The organism is Actinosynnema sp. NPDC037264, from assembly GCF_055603705.1.
In genome coordinates this window covers 16,914-34,679 of the sequence record NZ_JBVJVK010000026.1, presented here as the reverse complement: position 1 = coordinate 34,679, position 17,766 = coordinate 16,914, and the positions used below count along the sequence as shown (strand labels likewise).

The 17,766-nt window shown below is 73.1% G+C and carries 13 protein-coding genes; 8 read left to right on the top strand and 5 right to left on the bottom strand.

All coding sequences use genetic code 11. The features are described 5' to 3' along the window. Positions 1 to 37 precede the first annotated feature (37 nt). Together ACZ7GX_RS25650 and ACZ7GX_RS25645 are read right to left on the bottom strand one after the other, a co-directional pair. Positions 38 to 835 carry a DUF3152 domain-containing protein gene (locus tag ACZ7GX_RS25650; RefSeq protein WP_498780171.1) on the bottom strand — a complete coding sequence of 266 codons (798 nt, stop codon included), beginning with the start codon at positions 833 to 835 and terminating at the stop codon, positions 38 to 40. Beyond that, positions 832 to 2,379 carry a putative glycoside hydrolase gene (locus ACZ7GX_RS25645; RefSeq protein WP_498780170.1) on the bottom strand — a complete coding sequence of 516 codons (1,548 nt, stop codon included), beginning with the start codon at positions 2,377 to 2,379 and terminating at the stop codon, positions 832 to 834. Before ACZ7GX_RS25645 ends, ACZ7GX_RS25650 begins: the two co-directional genes overlap by 4 nt. A 158-nt stretch (positions 2,380 to 2,537) precedes the next feature. Here ACZ7GX_RS25645 and ACZ7GX_RS25640 point away from each other — a divergent pair, with 158 nt between their 5' ends. Continuing rightward, positions 2,538 to 3,578: a polysaccharide deacetylase family protein gene (locus tag ACZ7GX_RS25640; protein WP_498780169.1), complete on the top strand. Its 1,041-nt coding sequence runs from the start codon at positions 2,538 to 2,540 to the stop codon at positions 3,576 to 3,578. 106 nt (positions 3,579 to 3,684) lie between these two features. On the opposite strand, the gene ACZ7GX_RS25635 is transcribed toward ACZ7GX_RS25640, so the two are convergent. Together ACZ7GX_RS25635 and ACZ7GX_RS25630 are read right to left on the bottom strand one after the other, a co-directional pair. Then, the gene (locus tag ACZ7GX_RS25635) at positions 3,685 to 5,673 is read right to left on the bottom strand and encodes a hypothetical protein (RefSeq protein WP_498780168.1); all 1,989 of its coding nucleotides are present in this window, start codon (positions 5,671 to 5,673) and stop codon (positions 3,685 to 3,687) included. 125 nt (positions 5,674 to 5,798) lie between these two features. Beyond that, positions 5,799 to 6,284, bottom strand: coding sequence for a hypothetical protein (locus ACZ7GX_RS25630; RefSeq protein WP_498780167.1), 486 nt, complete (start codon positions 6,282 to 6,284; stop codon positions 5,799 to 5,801). A gap of 157 nt (positions 6,285 to 6,441) precedes the next feature. Here ACZ7GX_RS25630 and ACZ7GX_RS25625 point away from each other — a divergent pair, with 157 nt between their 5' ends. Genes ACZ7GX_RS25625 through ACZ7GX_RS25615 form a run of 3 tightly spaced genes read left to right on the top strand, consistent with a single transcriptional unit; the run spans position 6,442 to position 12,617 of the window. Beyond that, positions 6,442 to 8,484 carry a DNA gyrase/topoisomerase IV subunit B gene (locus tag ACZ7GX_RS25625; protein WP_498780166.1) on the top strand — a complete coding sequence of 681 codons (2,043 nt, stop codon included), beginning with the start codon at positions 6,442 to 6,444 and terminating at the stop codon, positions 8,482 to 8,484. A 30-nt stretch (positions 8,485 to 8,514) separates the two neighbouring features. Continuing rightward, positions 8,515 to 11,922, top strand: coding sequence for a DNA topoisomerase (ATP-hydrolyzing) (locus ACZ7GX_RS25620; protein ID WP_498780165.1), 3,408 nt, complete (start codon positions 8,515 to 8,517; stop codon positions 11,920 to 11,922). A gap of 26 nt (positions 11,923 to 11,948) precedes the next feature. Continuing rightward, positions 11,949 to 12,617 (top strand): class I SAM-dependent methyltransferase, encoded by a 669-nt coding sequence (locus tag ACZ7GX_RS25615; RefSeq protein WP_498780163.1) that lies wholly within the window; start codon positions 11,949 to 11,951, stop codon positions 12,615 to 12,617. Positions 12,618 to 12,779: 162 nt separating this feature from the next. Here the strand turns inward: ACZ7GX_RS25615 and ACZ7GX_RS25610 are convergent, their stop codons facing one another. Continuing rightward, positions 12,780 to 13,850, bottom strand: coding sequence for an acyl-CoA dehydrogenase family protein (locus ACZ7GX_RS25610; protein ID WP_498780162.1), 1,071 nt, complete (start codon positions 13,848 to 13,850; stop codon positions 12,780 to 12,782). A gap of 140 nt (positions 13,851 to 13,990) precedes the next feature. Here ACZ7GX_RS25610 and ACZ7GX_RS25605 point away from each other — a divergent pair, with 140 nt between their 5' ends. The 4 genes from ACZ7GX_RS25605 (at position 13,991) to ACZ7GX_RS25590 (ending at position 17,635) form a co-directional block, all read left to right on the top strand. Next, positions 13,991 to 15,079 carry an LLM class flavin-dependent oxidoreductase gene (locus ACZ7GX_RS25605; protein ID WP_498780160.1) on the top strand — a complete coding sequence of 363 codons (1,089 nt, stop codon included), beginning with the start codon at positions 13,991 to 13,993 and terminating at the stop codon, positions 15,077 to 15,079. Next, complete coding sequence (locus ACZ7GX_RS25600; protein WP_498780159.1) at positions 15,076 to 15,654, top strand: FMN reductase; 579 nt, start codon at positions 15,076 to 15,078, stop codon at positions 15,652 to 15,654. The genes ACZ7GX_RS25605 and ACZ7GX_RS25600 overlap by 4 nt, the downstream gene beginning before the upstream one ends. A gap of 66 nt (positions 15,655 to 15,720) precedes the next feature. Next, positions 15,721 to 16,437, top strand: a complete 717-nt coding sequence (locus ACZ7GX_RS25595; protein WP_498780158.1) for a GNAT family N-acetyltransferase — start codon at positions 15,721 to 15,723, stop codon at positions 16,435 to 16,437. Between the two features lie 70 nt (positions 16,438 to 16,507). Continuing rightward, positions 16,508 to 17,635: an acyltransferase family protein gene (locus ACZ7GX_RS25590; RefSeq protein WP_498780156.1), complete on the top strand. Its 1,128-nt coding sequence runs from the start codon at positions 16,508 to 16,510 to the stop codon at positions 17,633 to 17,635. Positions 17,636 to 17,766 lie beyond the last annotated feature (131 nt).

Genomic DNA, 17,766 nt, shown 5'->3' with positions numbered 1-17,766 from the left:
TCGACGGAGTTCCCCGCCGACCTGAGGTCCCCGACCGTCACGGCCAGGGGTTCGGCGTGCACGACTTCCCGTCCGGCACGACCACGACACCCTGGTCGCTGCCCGTCGTGATCGACGCCAGCCCGTCGTTGTCCACGCTCAACGTCTGCTGCATCATCACCGGCGCCGGCGCGCCGTCCGCCGGGCACACCTCGTGGCCGAGGCCGAGGAAGTGCCCGACCTCGTGGTTGACCGCGTAGGTCCGGTAACCGCGCAGGTCGTCGCCGTAGGTGTGCGCGCCCCGGAACCAGCGCGCCGAGCTGAGGTGCACCGTCGAGCCGACCCGGCACGACGTGTCGTAGGGCAGCTCGAACCCGCACAACGACCGCGCGGTCCGCTGCGAGGTCAACCGGATCCGCAGCTCCGGCTCCACCTCACCGCCGACCCGCCGGAACGCGTGCCGGCTCGCCCACCCGCGCGGGTGCCGCAGCACGTGGTCGACCACGGCGGCGAACGAGTCGTCGCCGTGCGGCAGCGCCACCCCGTCCTCGACCTCGACCGCGTACGTGATGCCGGACGCGGGGGCCGAGCCCGACGGCGGCACGACGTGCCAGGTGCCCGCGCCCTGCTCGGGGAACGGCGGACCGGCCGGCAGGTCCGCGCCGGAGCGCAACGAGTCGACCGACGGCGCGCTCCGCTCCTCCGACGGCGTGGGCGAGGACACCGACGGCACGACCCGGGCCGACGGCCACGCCACCGTCGCCGGCCGGGCCTCCATCCCGACGTCCAACGCCACCACCGTCGTCGCCGCCAGGCAGACGCCGGTCAGGTAGGGCACCGCGGAAACCACCCTCATGCGGGCTCCAGACCCGCCGAGCCGTACGTGCAGGCCGCGTTCCACAGCAGGAACGACGGCGCGCCCGCCTCTGAGGTGGCGCGCACCTGCGCCTGCACCTCACCCGGGCCGTAGTTGTGCCCCAACGAGAACGCCTGCAGCCACGGGATCACCGTCGCGCCGGTGCCCCCGGTCATCCGGACGAAGTCCGCGACCGACGCCCGCACGATCTCGTACGGCATGGCGTTGGGGTTGGCCACGCCGTACTCGTTCGGGCCCCAGTGCGACGGGTAGACCATCGGCGCGACGTAGTCCACGTGCGCGGAGATGGCCGGGATGTCCTGCGCCACGTCGGTCGGGCTGTGCGCGGCGATGCCGAACACCGACGCGCCCAGGTACGCGCCGTGCTCCCGCACGGCCGCCCGGTTCTCCTTCAGGAAGTCCACGATGGACTGCTCGGGGCTGGTGGTCAGGCCGGGGAACACCATCTGCCCGATCGGGCCGTCCGGCCGCCGCACGTAGTCGTAGAGGACGTCGTCGAAGCCGAGCGACGCGGCCTCACCGGCGATCGCGGTGTTGTACGCCCGCACCTCGGGGTTGGCGAAGTTGGTGAACGCGTACTCGCCGTAGTGCGCCGACCAGGGCGCACCGGACGAGTTCTGCGCCAGCCGGTCGCGCGCGCCCGCCTGCCACGACGCCTTGCCGAGCACCGGGTCGCGGAACGCCACCAGCCTGCCGACCACCCGCAGCCCCATCCCGTGCAGCTCGTCGAGCACGGCGCGGGCGTCGTAGTAGTTGCGGTTCGCGCCGATCTGCCTGGCCAGCGGCACCTGCGAGTCGTAGCCGATCTCGCCGCTCTCGTCCTTGATGTCGAGCTGCACGGTGTCGATGCGGCCCTCGCGCGCCATCGCCAGCACCGGGTCGCGCAACGACGCCGTGGCCCACGCGGCGGCGCTCATGTGCACCCCTCGCATCCCGGGGTGGGTGACCTTGACCGCGACCTCCTGGCGCTGCGCGTTGCCCGCGGCGTCGCTGGCCTCGACCCGGACGCTGGTGGCCGCCGACTCCAGCGAGACCTCGAACTTCCCGTCGCGCACCGGCACCCGCTGGTCGCCCACCCGCACGGTGTCCGCGCCGTCCGCGCTGCCCTTCACCGTCACCGGGCCGCGCGGCGACTCGGCCTCGACCACGTCCACCTTCAGCGCGGGCGGTGTGGCGTCCACGGTGAACTCGCGTTGCACCTCCACGTCGGGCATCCAGGGCAGCGGGTTGGCCGCCCGCACGGACAGCGTGTGCCTGCCCTCGGCGAGCTTGACCCCGGTCAACGTCATGCGGCCGTCGGCGCGTCGCGCCTCCACCGGCTGTCCGTCCACGTGCACGGTGACACGGTCGAGCCCGCTGACCTCCGCCGTGGTGATGGACACGCGCTCTACACCCGAAGGAGTGACAGCGGTGCCGTCGCCCAGCTCCGCCACGGCGAGGCCGACACCGCGCCCGTGGACGATCGTCGTGACGACCCCGGCGATCAGCAGCAGCACCACGACGCCGACGACTGGGATCAGCACGCGCTTGAGCTTCCGGGGCGATTCCGACATCGGGTGACTCCGATCTGGCGAGGCATCGGTCATCAGCGACTTGACCGGGTGGCGGAGCGCCAAACCCAAGGTCATCCGAAGGGGTGTACCACGGTGTCGACCCGGCCGCGGCGCGGAACCATTCGACTGTGAACACCACGTCGACGCCGGTCCGGACCGTTGTGGCGCTCGTCGCGGCCCTGTGCTGCGGCTGCGCCGGCCAACCCGGCGCGGGGCCGCCCGACGAGGCCGCGGCGCAGCTGCCCGCGCGCTCCTCGTCCGCCGCGCCGTCCTCCTCCGCGCCGCCCGACCCGGCGGCCGTGGGCGCGAACGAACTCGGCCAGGTGCCGATCCTGATGTACCACCGGCTCGTCGAGCAGACCACGTCCGTCTACGACCGGACGCCGGCGGCGTTCCGGGCGGAGCTGGAGCGGTTGGCCGCCGAGGGGTACGTGCCGGTGACCACGACCGAGTACGCGACCGGGCGCATCGACCTCCCGGCCGGCGCGCACCCCGTCGTGCTGACGTTCGACGACGGCGACGCGACCCAGTTCGCGCTCGGCGCCGACGGGAAGCCCGCGGCCGGCACGGCCATCGCCATCCTGCTGGACGTCGCCGCGCGGCACCCCGGCTTCCGGCCGGTGGCCAGCCTGTACGTCAACGCCGGGCCGTTCGGGTCGCCGGACGGCGCGGCCCTGCGCTGGTTGCGCGAGCACGGGTTCGAGATCGGCAACCACACGCGCGACCACACCAACCTCGCGTTGACCGACGACGGGGGAGTGCAGGAGGCGATCGCGTCCGGGCAGCGGGAGATCCAGCGGGCCGTGCCGGACTACCAGGTGTCGAGCCTGGCGCTGCCGTTCGGCGCGATCCCGTCGAACGGCACGCTCGCCCTGCGCGGCGGCTACGAGGGCACGCAGTACGAGTACGCGTGCGTGCTGATGGTGGGCGCGGGCCCGGCGCCGTCCCCGTACGCGGCGGACTTCGACCCGGCGCGCACGCCCCGCATCCGGTCACAGGACCCGACCGGCGAGGACGCCCGCTACGGCTCCACGGTGTGGCTCGACCAGCTGGCCGCCTCGCCCGCGCAGCGCTACACGTCCGACGGCGTGCCGGACCGGATCTCCTACCCGTCCTCGGCCGGCGTCGCCCCCGCACCGAACTTCGCCGACCGCGCGGTCGCGTACTGAGGCGTGCTCAGGCACGCACCACCGCTCAGGCTGCTGCCTGCCTGGGGGTCAGCGCCTGCCGAGCCGTGTCGCCCCGCCTGCCGCCGCCCCGCCTACCGCCCTGACCTCACGCGGTGGCGCGGGCGTGGTTGCGGAGGGCGATCGCGGCCCGTTCCAGACTGCCCAGCACGCCCGGCGGCAGCTCGTGGTGCCGACCGACGACCTCCTGCGCCATGACCTGCATGGGCGCCGACTCCTCCGCCTCCACCACCGCGAGCACCTTGAACGCCGTGCCCGGCGCGAACAGCACCCGCTCCTGGACCACGCTGCCGAACGAGTCGACCACCGAGACCCGCCGACCCGTCACCGACCAGAGCAGGAACTCCACCCGCCCGTCGACCGGCACCTGCGGCCCCGCGACGGTGTTGAGCAGACCGTGCTCCACCAGCACGTCACCGGTGCGGAACCGGCGCGCGTCACCCCAGCACACCGTCACGCCCTGGTGCGTCGGCAACCGGCGCAGCCCCGACACCACCGACGCGGCGTACGGCCACAACCGGCCCAGCTTCCCGCTGCGCAGCGCCTCGACCAGGATCTCCTCGTCGTTGCGCAGGCACGCCGACACCGCCGCGAGGTCCGTCACCACCGCCTCGAACGCCTCCGGGTCGTCCGGGCGCTCCACGATGTGCCGGCACGCCACCGCCGCGTGCTCGCCGTACCGCTCGCCCAGCATCCGGCGCACCGCGTCGCGCTCCGGCTCCGTGCTGCGGTGGTCGACCGGCACGACCTCCTCGCCCACCTGCTCACCCCACACGGGCGCGGGGGAGTCCGCCAGCGGGCCGTCCACGCTCAGCGGCACCGGCTCGTCGGAGGTCACGGGCGGCGCGGGCTCCTCGGCCACCGGCGGGCGCGGCATCGGCGACGGGTCGCAGAACACGACCTTCAGCAGCCGCCGCACCTCCGGCTCCAGCCGCTCCACCAGCGACGCGCCCGCCACCGCGACCGCGCCCGCCGTCGTGCGGCCGGGCGAGCCGACGGTCAGCCGGGCCCACTCCGGGTCCACCGGCAGCGCCCGCACCTCCGGTCCGTTGTCCTCCGCGTCACGCACCCACAGCCCGGACGGCACGACCTCGAGCACCACGCCGCCACCCAGGTCGAAGATGCCCGGCCCGCGTTCCACCAGCCCCTGCACCGGCACCCGGTAGCCCGAGACGACCGGCGCTCCACCCGGCGCGTAGCGGACCTCGGTCACGTACGGCCGCCAGGTCTGCTGCCCGCGCGGGTTCACCGCCACCACGGCCGCGCCGCTGCGCAGCGCGCCCACCGGCAGGCCCGTGTACAGCGAGATCGGCTCGCCGAGCCCTTCCGCCACCGCCTGCGCCTGGTGCTCGCCGCCGTACCAGACCAGCCGCACCCGCGACCGCGCCACCGACGGCAGCCCGCCGAGCAGGCGGCACACCTCCTCGGTCGGGATGGCCGGCTGGCCCGGTCCGCCGATCACGACGGTCAGCACGTTGTCCCGGCACGGCAGCCCGATCACCGCCCGCGCGTCCGGCGCCTGCGGGTCGAACTGCGCGCGTTGCGCCCGCAGCCACAGCCCGGCCGGGATCGGCTCGGAGATGCCCACCTCGCCCGTCGGCCACGGCGTGTTCGGGTCGACCGCCTCCCAGTTCGGCACCGGGAACCGCCTGCCCATCGGCACCGGCGACGCGCCCGGCAGGAACCGCAGCCAGCAGCCGTACCCGCCGTTGCCCGCGACGAACGCGGCGCCCGGCACGGTGGTGACCGCGCCGTCCGGCGCCACGACCTCCGCCTGCAACTGCTCGGTCAGCCACTGCGCGGGAGCCGTCGGCCGCATCGAGCCCGAGTGGGGCGTCATCAGCCGCACCGGCCCTCTGCCGTGCAGCGCGGCGGCCACCGCGGGCCAGAACGACGTCTCGTCACCGGCCGGCGGCTCGACGACGACCACCGTGCGACCGCGGTCGACCGGCAGGCTCCGGCCGAGCGCGACCGCCGCGGGGCTCGCGCCACCGGGCGGCCCGACGATCAGCGTCGCCCCGGCGAACGAGGCCGAGAACTGAGCGGGCGCGGGTGCGGGCGCCGGTGGCGCCGCCATGGGCTCTCGTTCGACCACCGGCTCCACCTGCGGGGCACGCTCCTTCGGTGCGGCACGTCGGAACTTCAAGGCGCCCGATCACCTCCAGGCACGACAGTGCGGGAACGCCAGCACTCTACGCGGATTCACCCGATCGAGGTCGGGCGCGTTGCTCCACCCTCGTCCACTGTGGACCTCAGAGCGGCTCCGACCAGCGCGCCGAAGGCCACGTGGTCCGCCCACTGCGCCGCCCGGTGCAGCTCCCGGACCGCCGGGAACCGCCGCCCGACCAGCTCCAGGTCCACCGCCGCGATCACCGCGCCCGCCACCGCGCCGGTGCGGGCGTCCAACGGCCACCGCCGGTCGACGGCCGCCAGCACGGCGGTCCAGAAGGCCGACACGCCGAGGTGGGCCACCGCGCCGCGGATCACACCCGTGCCGCCGAGCAAGGACGCCGCCGCCCGCGTCGACCGCAGAACGTCACCATCGGTGCACAGCACGTGCACGGTCGACGGCACGCCGCCGAACACCGATCCGACCAGCCACGCCCGCGCCAGGCGTGGGCCGGACCTGCGACGGGTAACCGGCCCGGCGGGTGCTCCGCGGGCGCGCGTGCTCCGTTCTGATTCCATGTTCGAACCTGTGTTCGAGTATGACAAGATCGCGGTGAACCACACCGACGACGTGCCCGACCGTATCCGGACAACGGGGACCGCGCGTGCTCGCGCGCCTCGCTCGGCTACCGTGAACGCCGCTCGACACACGCCACGACCTGGGGAGAACGACCCGGTGACCGCTGAGATCCTGTACGGGGCCGACGACCTGACCCACCTGGAGGGTCTGGAGGCAGTGCGCAAGCGCCCCGGCATGTACATCGGGTCCACCGACAGCAGGGGCATCAACCACCTGTTCACCGAGGTGGTCGACAACTCCACCGACGAGGGCGTGGGCGGCCACGCCACCAAGATCGTCGTCACCCTGCACGCCGACGGCAGCGTCCAGGTCGACGACGACGGCCGCGGCATCCCCACCGGCACCCACGCCAAGTCCGGCCTGTCCGGCGTCGAGCTCGTCCTCACCCGGCTGCACGCCGGCGGCAAGTTCGGCGGCTCCGGCTACAAGACCTCCGGCGGCCTGCACGGCGTCGGCGCGTCCGCCGTCAACGCCCTGTCGCACCGCTTCGACGTCGTCGTCCGCCGCGAGGGCAAGACGCACGAGATGTCGTTCGCCCACGGCGTGCCCGGCGTGTTCGACGGGCCCGGTCCCGACGCCGGCTTCACCCGCCAGTCGGGCCTGCGCGTCACCGGCCGCACCAAGCGCACCGGCACGTCCATCCGCTACTGGTACGACGCCCGCTACTTCGAGAACGGCGCCGCGCTCGACGTCGAGGCCGTCCGCACGAAGCTGCGCAACACCGCGTTCCTCGTGCCCGGCGTGACCTACACCCTGCGCGTCGCCACCGACGACGCGATCAGCGAGGAGACGTTCCACTACCCGGGCGGCCTGGTCGACATGGTCGACTACCTCGCGCCCACCGGCGACAAGCCGGTCACCGGCACGCTGCTCATCACCGGCGCCGGCGTCTACCACGAGAACGCGGCCGACGAGAACGGCGTCATGCGGTCCAAGGTGGAGCGCCACGCCGAGGTCGAGATCGCGCTGCGCTGGGGCACCGGCTACGAGCGCATCGTCGAGTGCTTCACCAACACCATCCGCAACGTGCACGGCGGCACCCACCGCCGCGGCTTCGAACGCGCGGTGCTCAAGTCGGTCCAGGACGCGATCGGCAAGACCAGGGGCCTGCTCAAGCCCAAGGAGGACCCGCCGACGCTCGACGACGTGCTGGAGGGCATGACCGCCGTCGTCCACGTCCGCATCCCCGAACCGCAGTTCACCTCGCAGACGAAGGACGAGCTCTCCACCGCGGGCATCACCAAGGTGGCGCTCGGCGTCGTCGAGAAGCACATCAAGGCCTGGACCGAGGACCGCCGCACCAAGGGCGAGGCCAAGCTCGTCCTGCAGAAGGTCGTCGACGCCTCGCGCGTCCGCCTGACCCAGAAGCAGCAGAAGGACGCCGCCCGCCGCAAGACGGCCCTCGAAGGCGCCGCGATGCCCGCGAAACTGGTCGACTGCCGCACCACCGGCGTGGCCCGCAGCGAGCTGTTCCTCGTGGAAGGCGACAGCGCCCTCGGCTCGGCTCGCATGGCGCGCGTGTCGGAGTACCAGGCGTTGCTGCCGCTGCGCGGCAAGATCCTCAACGTGCAGAAGGCCAGCCTCGCCGACACCCTGCGCAACGTCGAGATCGCCAGCATCGTGCAGGTCCTCGGCGCGGGCACCGGGCGGACGTTCGACCTCAACACCATGCGCTACGGCCGGGTGATCCTGATGGCCGACGCGGACGTCGACGGCTCGCACATCCGGACGCTGCTGATCACCCTGTTCGCCAAGTACATGCGGCCGGTGATCGAGGACGGGCGGCTCTACGCCGCGATGCCCCCGCTGCACAAGGTGATGACCAAGGGCCGCAACCCGGAGACCCACTTCACCTTCACCCAGCGCGAGATGGAGCAGAAGGTCGCCAGGCTGGAGAAGGCGGGCAAGACGGTGGTCAAGCCGGTGCCCCGGTTCAAGGGCCTCGGCGAGATGGACGCGGACGAGTTGTGGGAGACCACGATGAACCCCGCGACCCGCTCCGTGCGCCGCATCACCATGCACGACGCGGAAGCCGCGGAGGCCGCGTTGGAGTTGCTGATGGGCGAGAAGGTCGAGCCGCGCCGGGCGTGGCTCGTCGAGTCGTCCGCCCGGGTCGACCAGTCCGCGATCGACATCTGAGCCGCCTGACACACGAGGGAACGACCGACCATGGCACGCCGCAAGACCCCCACGACCAGGGTCGACCCGTCCGCCTTCGACCGCGCGGGCGCCCAGGTCTTCGACAACTCGCTCACCACCGAGATCGAGGACTCGTACCTCGAGTACGCGTACTCGGTGATCCACTCCCGGGCACTGCCCGACGCGCGCGACGGCCTCAAGCCGGTGCACCGCCGGATCCTGTTCTCGATGAACGAGCAGGGCTACCGCCCGACCAGCTCGTACGTGAAGTCCTCCCGCGTGGTCGGCGACTGCTTCGTGCGCGGCGCGCTCGTCTCCACGCCGGAGGGCCTGCGGCCGATCGAGGAGATCGAGATCGGCGACCTCGTCCTGGACGGGCGTGGCGAGCCGGTCGCGGTCGACGAGGTGTACGAGAACCCGGTCTCCGAACTGGTGCGCGTCACCTGGTCGGACGGCCACTCGATGCTCGTGACGCCCGGCCAGCGGTTCCACACCGGCGACGGCTGGACCGACGCCGACTGGACCGCCGCCCGCGACCTCGTCGGCGCCCGCACCACCGGCTTCGGCTCCGAACGGCACGCGAACCTGCTCGCCGACGGCGACGCGTCCGGTTTCGTGCTCGGCCTGGTGGCCGCGTCCGGTGACGTGCTCGCCGACCGGCGCGTGCGGCTGGAGTCGACCGACGTCCACGCCGTCGACATCGCGCACGGCTGGGCCATCGCGCACGACGTGACCGCGTCCCGGGAAAAGGACGGCGACCGGCTCACCCTCACCTTCGCCCGGCACGCCGGGCTCGAAGCGGCGGCGACCGGCCGGCTGGACGCCGTGCTGCGCGACCGGTCGTCCTGGACGCCGTTCCTCGCGGGCCTGTTCCTCGCGTCCGGCCACGTCCGCGACGGCCGCGACATCGTCCTGCCCGGCGGCGACGCCGAGCACGCCGTGCTGGCCGACGCGGGCCTGCGCGCCCGCCGTGCCGCGACGACCCTGACGATCACCGGCCGCGACGCCGCCGCGCTCGCCGTGGCGCTGCTGCGCTGGACGGGCGTCGGCCCGCGCCAGGACGGCCTGGTCCAGGTGATCCGCAACGCCCGCCACGCCGCCGACGAGCACTTCCCGCACGTCGTGTCGGTCGAGCCGGCCGCGCCGGACACCACCTACGACATCCAGGTGTCGAGCCCCGAGCACGCGTTCGTGGTCAGCGGTCTCGTCGTGCACAACTGCATGGGCAAGTACCACCCCCACGGCGACACCGCGATCTACGACGCGATGGTCCGCCTGGCCCAGGACTTCTCGCTGAACACCCCGTTGGTCGACGGGCACGGCAACTTCGGAAGCCCGGACGACGGCCCGGCTGCCTCGCGTTACACGGAAGCACGCATGTCGCCGGCGGCGATGTTGCTGGTCGGGGAGCTGGACGAGGAGACGGTCGACTTCCGGCCCAACTACGACGGCTCGTTGCAGGAGCCGTCGGTGCTGCCCGCGGCGTTCCCGAACCTGCTCGTCAACGGCACGTCGGGGATCGCGGTCGGGATGGCGACGAACATGATCCCGCACAACCTGGGCGAGGTCGTGGCGGCGGCGCGGCACCTGGTGACGCACCCGGACGCGACGCTGGACAAGCTGATGGAGTTCATCCCGGGCCCGGACCTGCCCACCGGCGGCGTGCTGCTCGGGCTGGACGAGGTGCGCAAGGCCTACGAGACCGGGCGCGGCGTGGTGCGGATGCGGGCCAAGGTCGAGACCGGGTTGCTGGAGGGCAGCCGGGGCAGGCAGGCGATCACGGTCACCGAGCTGCCCTACGGCGTCGGCCCGGAGAAGATCATCGAGAAGATCACCGACGAGGTGACGAAGTCCAAGCGGCTGACCGGGATCTCCGACGTCAAGGACCTGACCGACCGCGAGAACGGCACGCGCGTCGTGATCGAGTGCAAGGTCGGGGTGAACCCGCAGGCGTTGCTGGCGGACCTGTACCGGCTCACGCCGATGGAGCAGTCGTTCGGCATCAACAACCTGGTGCTGGTGGAGGGCCAGCCGCGGACGTTGGGGCTCAAGGCGCTGCTGGAGGTGTTCCTCAAGCACCGCTACGAGGTGGTCACGCGGCGCACCCGGTTCCGGCGGCGCAAGCGCGAGGACCGGCTGCACCTGGTCGAGGGCCTGCTCAAGGCGCTGCTGGACATCGACAAGGTGATCAAGCTCATCCGGGGCAGCGAGAACGCCGCCGCCGCGAAGGAGGGCTTGATGGCGAAGTTCAAGCTCTCCGAGATCCAGGCGACGTACATCCTGGACACGCCGCTGCGCCGGTTGACCCGCTACGACTCGTTGGAGTTGGAGGCGGAGCAGGAGAAGCTGCGCAACGAGGTCGCCGAGCTGAGCAAGATCCTGGACGACCCGGCCGTGCTGAAGAAGGTCGTGTCGGCGGAGCTGGCGAAGGTGGCCAAGGACCTCCAGCAGGAGCGCCGGACCGTGCTGCTCGACGGTGACCTGAAGGAGGTGCTGGCGGCGTCGAAGCCCGCCGGTCCGCTGGAGGTCGCCGACGACCCGTGCCAGGTGATCCTGTCGGCGACGGGGCTGGTGGCGCGGACGGCGGCGGAGTCGGAGGAGTCGTCGGAGGCGCGTCGGCGCAACGGGCGGACCAAGCACGACGCGGTGGCGGCGACCGTGCACACGACGGCGCGCGGCCAGGTGCTGGTGGTGACGAACCGGGGCCGGGCGTTCAAGACCGACGTGCTGCCGTTGCCGGTGTTGCCGGAGCAGAGCGGCACGGTGTCGTTGAGCGGTGGCATGGCGGCCGGTGAGCTGGTGGGGCTGGAGGCCGGTGAGAAGGTCGTCGGCATCGCGCCGCTGACCGACACCGGGTCGCCGGGGCTGGCGCTGGGCACGCGGTCGGGCACGGTGAAGGTGTGCGCGCCGGAGTGGCCGGTGCGGTCGGACGAGTTCGAGGTGATCACCCTCAAGGAGGGTGACGAGGTGGTCGGCGCGACGTGGCTGGCCAGTGCGGACGAGACGCTGGTGTTCGTGACGTCGGAGGCGTCGCTGTTGCGGTACCCCGCGTCGTTGGTCCGCCCGCAGGGCCTGCGCGGCGGTGGCATGGCGGGCATCAACGTGGGGTCGGACGCGCGGGTGGTGTTCTTCGGCGCGGTGCGCACGGACGACGACGAGCACGGTGAGCCGATGGTGGTCACGTCGACCGGGCAGAGCGTGAAGGTGACGCCGTTCGCCGCGTACCCGGCGAAGGGCCGGGCGACGGGCGGTGTGCGGGCGCACCGGTTCCTGAAGGGCGAGACGGCCCTGGCCTTGGCCTGGGTGGGGCCGCGGCCGGCGGGTGCGGCGCGGAACGGGTCGCCGGTGGAGTTGCCCGTGCCGGACGAGCGCCGTGACGGTTCGGGGCACGCGCACCCGGGTCCGGACGTGGTCGGTCACCTGATCGAGCGCGACTGACAATCGTTTTCGATAAGCTCGGTGGTGTGACGACACGACTGAGCTTCGCCGACGCCGAGCGACTGCGGCGCGGGTGGGACGCGCGGCAGGAGCCCTTCCTGCCGCACCGGGACGAGGCGTTCGCCGTGCTGGCGGACGCCGCCGTCGGACGTCGGGCGCTCGACCTGGCGGGCGGGACGGGGTCGATCGCGTCACGGCTGGTCAACGCCGAGGTGACGGTGCTCGACGTCGACCCGGTGCTGCTGGCGATCGCCCGTGCCGCGCTGGGTGATCGGGTCGCGGTGGTGTCGGCCGACCTGGGCGCGCCGGGGTGGGGCGCCGGACGCGAGTTCGACGCCGTGGTCGCCGGCACCGCGCTGCACTGCTTCGGCCCGGACCGGCTGCGCGAGCTGTACCGGGAGGTCCACGACGTGCTCGCGCCCGGCGGCGTGTTCGCCAACGCCGACCGGATGCCCCAGGGCGGGCCTTCGTCGTCGGGCGACGGCCTGGTCGGGTGGCACGAGTGGTGGGCCGAGGCGTTGGCGCACCCGGCACTGGCCGAGGCCGCGCGCGACCGGGTGGACGGCGAGTCGGCCGACTTCTACCCGCCGGCGTCGTGGCACGTGGACGCGCTCCGGGCGGCCGGGTTCGGCGAGGTCGCCGTGCGGTGGCGGCGGGACGACACGGCGGTGGTGGTGGCTCGCCGCACCGGCTGACGACCGTTGCCGCCGGCAGGGCACTGAGGGTGAAGTGCGATGACTCACCGCGACGCCGATCACCGTGCCGGACCGCTTCCGCGTGCCGCGTCGCGAACGGCGTCCGGCCTCGGCCACCCGCACCCGGTGCTGTCGCCTGGTGGGTACGCCGGCCTCGCGTCCTCAGCCCTCCGGCCGGCCGCCGAGGAACACCGGGCCGTAGCGCTCCAGGTTGGCGTTGGGGTGCAGGATCGCGTGCAGGTTCAGGGCGTGCGCGTCGCGCTGGACGCGGTGCAGCGCCGGGCTGTCACCCCGCAGCACGTCGACCGCGTCCCGGGCCCGTAAGCACGCCTCGCCGAGGTCGCGGCGCACGCCGGCGCGGTCCTCCGGCGTCCACTCCTCGCCGCCGGCGGCCTTGAGGTCGACCACGGCGGCGGCGCGGCGGGAGTGGAACTCCGCCTCGTCGGCCAGCACCGTCGCCTCCCGCAGCCCCGATCCCCGTGCCGCGTCCACGGCCGCACGGGCCAGGCCGGCCGCGGGCGCGCTCACCGTGGCGCAGGCCGTGGGCGTGAACGGCGCGCGGAACATCGGCGCGGCGGCGTGGGGGTGCGCCCGCAGCACCGGTTCGAGGGGCAGCACCCGTTCGGCGGGCACGAACACGTCCTTCGCCACCGTGGTCACGCTGCCGGTCGCGCGCAGCCCGGTGGTGTGCCAGTCGTCCACGACCGACAGGTCGACGAGCGGGATCGCCAACGCCACCGGCGCCCGGTCGGGCAGCAGCACCGCGGCGTTGGTGGTCCAGTGGCTCTGCGGCGCGCCGGTGGTGAACGCCCACCGCCCGTTGACCAGCACGCCGCCGCCGACCGGCTCGGCCGTCGCGGTGGGACTGAGGATGCCGGTCACCCGCACGTCCGGTTTGGCGAACACCTCGCACCGCACGTCGTCGGGGAACCAGCCGACCACCCACGTCGAGAGGGCCCACACCGCCGCCGTCCACGCCGCCGAGCCGTCCCCGCGCGCCAGCTCCGCGACCACCCCGACCACCGTGGCCAGGTCCGCCTCGTGGCCGCCGTGCTCGGCGGGCACCCGCAACCGCAGCACGCCCGCGTCGGCCATCGCCTCCAACGACGCCTCGTGCAGCATCCGGTTCTCGTCGCCCCACTCGGCGTGGGCGCGCAGGACCGGGACGATCTCCGCGGCACGCCGCACCAGCTCGTCCTGCCCGGTGCCGTACGCCCCAGTGCGGTGCACCACCGTGCCGTGCCTCCCCCATAGGTGACCCGTGGCACACACCTTGGCGTGCTCCGCGCCACCAGACAACACCGGAATAGCCGGCGACCCGGTACGGTTGTGCGAGTTAGTTGAAAGCGCAACTACCGGATCGAGGAGTGGCCATGCAGTTCGGTGTCTTCACCGTCGGCGACGTGACGCCCGACCCCACCACGGGTCGGACGCCGACCGAGGCCGAGCGCATCAAGGCCATGGTCGCCATCGCGCTCAAGGCCGAAGAGGTCGGCCTGGACGTCTTCGCGACCGGCGAGCACCACAACCCGCCGTTCGTCCCGTCGTCGCCGACGACCATGCTCGGCTACGTCGCGGCGCGCACCGAGCGGTTGATCCTGTCCACCGCGACCACGCTGATCACCACCAACGACCCGGTGAAGATCGCCGAGGACTACGCGATGCTGCAGCACCTGGCCGACGGCCGGGTCGACCTGATCATGGGTCGCGGCAACACCGGCCCGGTGTACCCCTGGTTCGGCAAGGACATCCGCGACGGCATCGACCTGGCCATCGAGAACTACGCCCTGCTGCGCAAGCTGTGGCGCGAGGACGTCGTGGACTGGGAGGGCAAGCACCGCACGCCGCTGCAGTCGTTCACCTCGACCCCGCGCCCGCTCGACGACGTGCCGCCGTTCGTCTGGCACGGCTCGATCCGCAGCCCGCAGATCGCCGAGCAGGCCGCGTACTACGGCGACGGCTTCTTCGCCAACCACATCTTCTGGCCCAAGGAGCACTTCCAGCGGCTGATCACCTTCTACCGCGAGCGCTTCGAGCACTACGGCCACGGCGCCGCGCACCAGGCGATCGTCGGTCTCGGCGGCCAGGTGTTCATGCGCCGCAACTCGCAGGACGCCGTCCGCGAGTTCCGGCCGTACTTCGACAACGCCCCGGTGTACGGGCACGGCCCGTCGCTGGAGGAGTTCACCGAGCAGACCCCGCTGACCGTCGGCAGCCCGCAGGAGGTCATCGACAAGACGTTGACCTTCCGCGAGCACTTCGGCGACTACCAGCGCCAGCTGTTCCTGATGGACCACGCCGGCCTGCCGTTGAAGACGGTGCTGGAGCAGCTCGACCTCCTCGGCGAGATCGTGCCGACGCTGCGCCGCGAGTTCGCGGTCGGCCGCCCGGCCGACGTGCCCGACGCGCCCACCCACGCCTCGCTGCTCAAGACCGCCACCTCGGAGGCGAACGCCCGATGACGACGCTGACGGTCGTGGAGGCCGGGCTCGGGACGCCGTCGTCCACCCAACTGCTGGCGACCCGGCTGGCCGAGGCCACGCAACGGCTCGTGCCCGACCTGGAGGTGCGCACCGTGCACCTGCGGGACGTGGCGCGCGACATCGCGGACAACCTCGTCACCGGGTTCCCCGGCGCACGGCTGCGGGACGTGGTGGAGTCGGTGGTCGGCGCGGACGCGGTGATCGCCGTGACGCCGACGTTCAACGCGTCCTACAGCGGGCTGTTCAAGTCCTTCGTGGACGTGCTGGAGCCGGAGTCGCTGGCGGGCAAGCCGGTGCTGATCGCCGCGACCGGCGGCACCGAGCGGCACTCGCTGGTGCTCGACCACGCGTTGCGACCGCTGTTCGCCTACCTGCGGGCGGTCGTGGTGCCGACCGGCGTGTACGCCGCGTCGTCCGACTGGGGCGCCGACGGGCTGCCCGGCCGCGTCGACCGGGCCGCGGGGGAGCTGGCCGACCTGCTCGTCGGCCGGGCGCCCGCGAAGCCCGCCGGCACCGGGTTCGTGCCGTTCGACCAGCTGCTCGCCGGACGCTGAGCGGCCACGCGAGCGAGGCGGAAATGGACCTGACCACTGGTCCGGGTGCCGCATAGGGTTCGGCCCATGTCCGCCTCGCTGCACCTCGCGGTGCGCAACGCCGCCGTCCTGGCGACCGCCCTCGCCCGCACCCGCGGGCACGTCCTGATCAGCCGCGACGCGTTCCTCGCGATGAGCGGCCCGACCCTGCTGCGGGTGCTCGCGGTGCGGCCGGACCTCGACCCGGACGACTTCGCCGAGCTGGAGCTGCTGATCAAGCGGGCCGGGACGCGGGTCGTGGTCGAGGACTCGTTCGGCGGGATCGACGGCGCGGCGCTCGGCCTGATCCCGCGGCACCTGCCGGTGATGGTCCGGCCGCCCGCGCCCGCGCCGCCGCCCGCCCTGGAGGTCCGGCGCGTGCGCACGGCCGCCGAGTGGGCCGTCGCCGAGCAGGTCGTGGTCGACGGCTTCCCGCTGCCGGGCTTCCCGACCGGCAACGCGCTGCCCCTGGCGCTGAAGGACCGGGAGGGGTTCGGGCTGCACGCGGCGTGGCGTGACGGCGTCGTGGCCGGGGCGTGCCTGACCGCCGAGGCGGACGACGTGGTCGGCGTGTACTGGGTGACGACCCTGCCCCGGCACCGCTCGCGCGGCGTCGGCCGGGCGCTGCTGAACTCGGTGGTCAACGAGTACCCGACGCGGCCGATGGCCCTCAGCGCGACCAAGCAGGGCCTGCCGCTGTACGAGTCGCTGGGCTTCTCCGTCGTCACGCAGGCCACGTGGTGGTCGAACACGGGCTGGTCGTGACCCCCCGACCCGCCGCGACGCCGCCGAATTCACCCGGTCCGCCGCCGCCCGGAGCAGTTACCTTGGGAGGATGACCGCAGAGGTGGGGCAGCGGTCCCGGCTGGCCGCGGTGGACAACCTGAAGGTGCTGCTCGTCGCCTGGGTGATCGGCGGGCACGCGCTCCTCGGGTACTCGGCGGTGGGCGGGTGGCCGTACGACGAGGTCAACGAGGTCACCTTCGAGCCGCACGTCGAGGCCGTGCTCGCCGCCGTCCTCGGCCCGTCCGGGCTGTTCCTGATGGGCACCTTCTACCTGCTGTCCGGCCTGTTCACCCCCGAGTCGGTGGCCCGCAAGGGTGCCGGCCGGTTCGTCCGGGACCGGCTCGTCCGCCTCGGCGTCCCGTTCGCGCTGTCGGCGCTGCTGGTGTGGCCGCTGACGCTGTGGGTGGCCTACCGCGCCGCCGGGCACGACGTCAGCCCGTGGTGGGTGTTCACCCACCGCGACCCGCTGCTCGACTCCGGCTCGCTGTGGTTCGTGGAGATCCTGCTGCTGTTCTCCGTCGCCTACGCGCTGTTCGGCAGGCCGCGCGTGACGCCGGTCGTGCTGACCGGCGGCCACCTCGTCGCGGTCACCGCCGGCGTCGTGGTGAGCACGTTCGCGGTGCGGCTGTGGTTCCCGGCGCGCAGCGGGCAGATCGGCGACCTGCACGTCTGGTGGTGGCCGCAGCTGATCGCCATGTTCGGGGTGGGGATCGTGGGCGCGCGCTCGGGCCTGGCGCAGCGGGTGCCGGAGCGGATGTGGCGCGGCAGCCGGGTGGTCGCGGCGCTGGCCATCGTGTCCGTGCCGGTGACCGCGATCGCCCTCGGCGTGTCCGACCTCGCCGGGCAGGCGGGCCCGTTCCTCGGCGGCTGGCGGTGGCAGGCGCTGCTGTTCGCCGCGGTGGAGGCGGTGCTCGTGGTCGGCGGGTCGGTGTGGCTGCTCGGGTGGGCGCAACGGCGGCTGACCCGGGACGGCCCGCTGGCCGTGGCGCTCGCCCGTGGCGCGTTCGCCGCGTTCTTCATCCAGGGGCCGGTGCTCATCGTGCTCGCGGTGGCCGCCCGGCCGTTGCCGTTCCCGGCCGAGGTGAAAGCATTCCTGGTGGCCGCGGTCGCGATCGCGGTGTCTTTCGGGGCGGGCTGGCTATTGACCTCGCGAACCCGTGCGGGCCGGTTTCTGTAATTCATTCGACGGCCGTCGTCAATGGGTTGAACAGGTCCGCCGGGTCAATGTCCCGGCGGTCCGCGCTCACCTAGTGGGAAGCACGGACGGGTGACGCCGGCGCGACACCGCGTGGTTTCCACACCGTGGGA

Coding starts and splice junctions, on each gene's coding strand:
- ACZ7GX_RS25650 (WP_498780171.1), bottom strand. CDS start 835: ATGAGGGTGGTTTCCGCGGTGCCCTACCTGACCGGCGTCTGCCTGGCG.
- ACZ7GX_RS25635 (WP_498780168.1), bottom strand. CDS start 5,673: ATGGCGGCGCCACCGGCGCCCGCACCCGCGCCCGCTCAGTTCTCGGCC.
- ACZ7GX_RS25630 (WP_498780167.1), bottom strand. CDS start 6,284: ATGGAATCAGAACGGAGCACGCGCGCCCGCGGAGCACCCGCCGGGCCG.
- ACZ7GX_RS25620 (WP_498780165.1), top strand. CDS start 8,515: ATGGCACGCCGCAAGACCCCCACGACCAGGGTCGACCCGTCCGCCTTC.
- ACZ7GX_RS25605 (WP_498780160.1), top strand. CDS start 13,991: ATGCAGTTCGGTGTCTTCACCGTCGGCGACGTGACGCCCGACCCCACC.
- ACZ7GX_RS25600 (WP_498780159.1), top strand. CDS start 15,076: ATGACGACGCTGACGGTCGTGGAGGCCGGGCTCGGGACGCCGTCGTCC.
- ACZ7GX_RS25595 (WP_498780158.1), top strand. CDS start 15,721: ATGTCCGCCTCGCTGCACCTCGCGGTGCGCAACGCCGCCGTCCTGGCG.
- ACZ7GX_RS25590 (WP_498780156.1), top strand. CDS start 16,508: ATGACCGCAGAGGTGGGGCAGCGGTCCCGGCTGGCCGCGGTGGACAAC.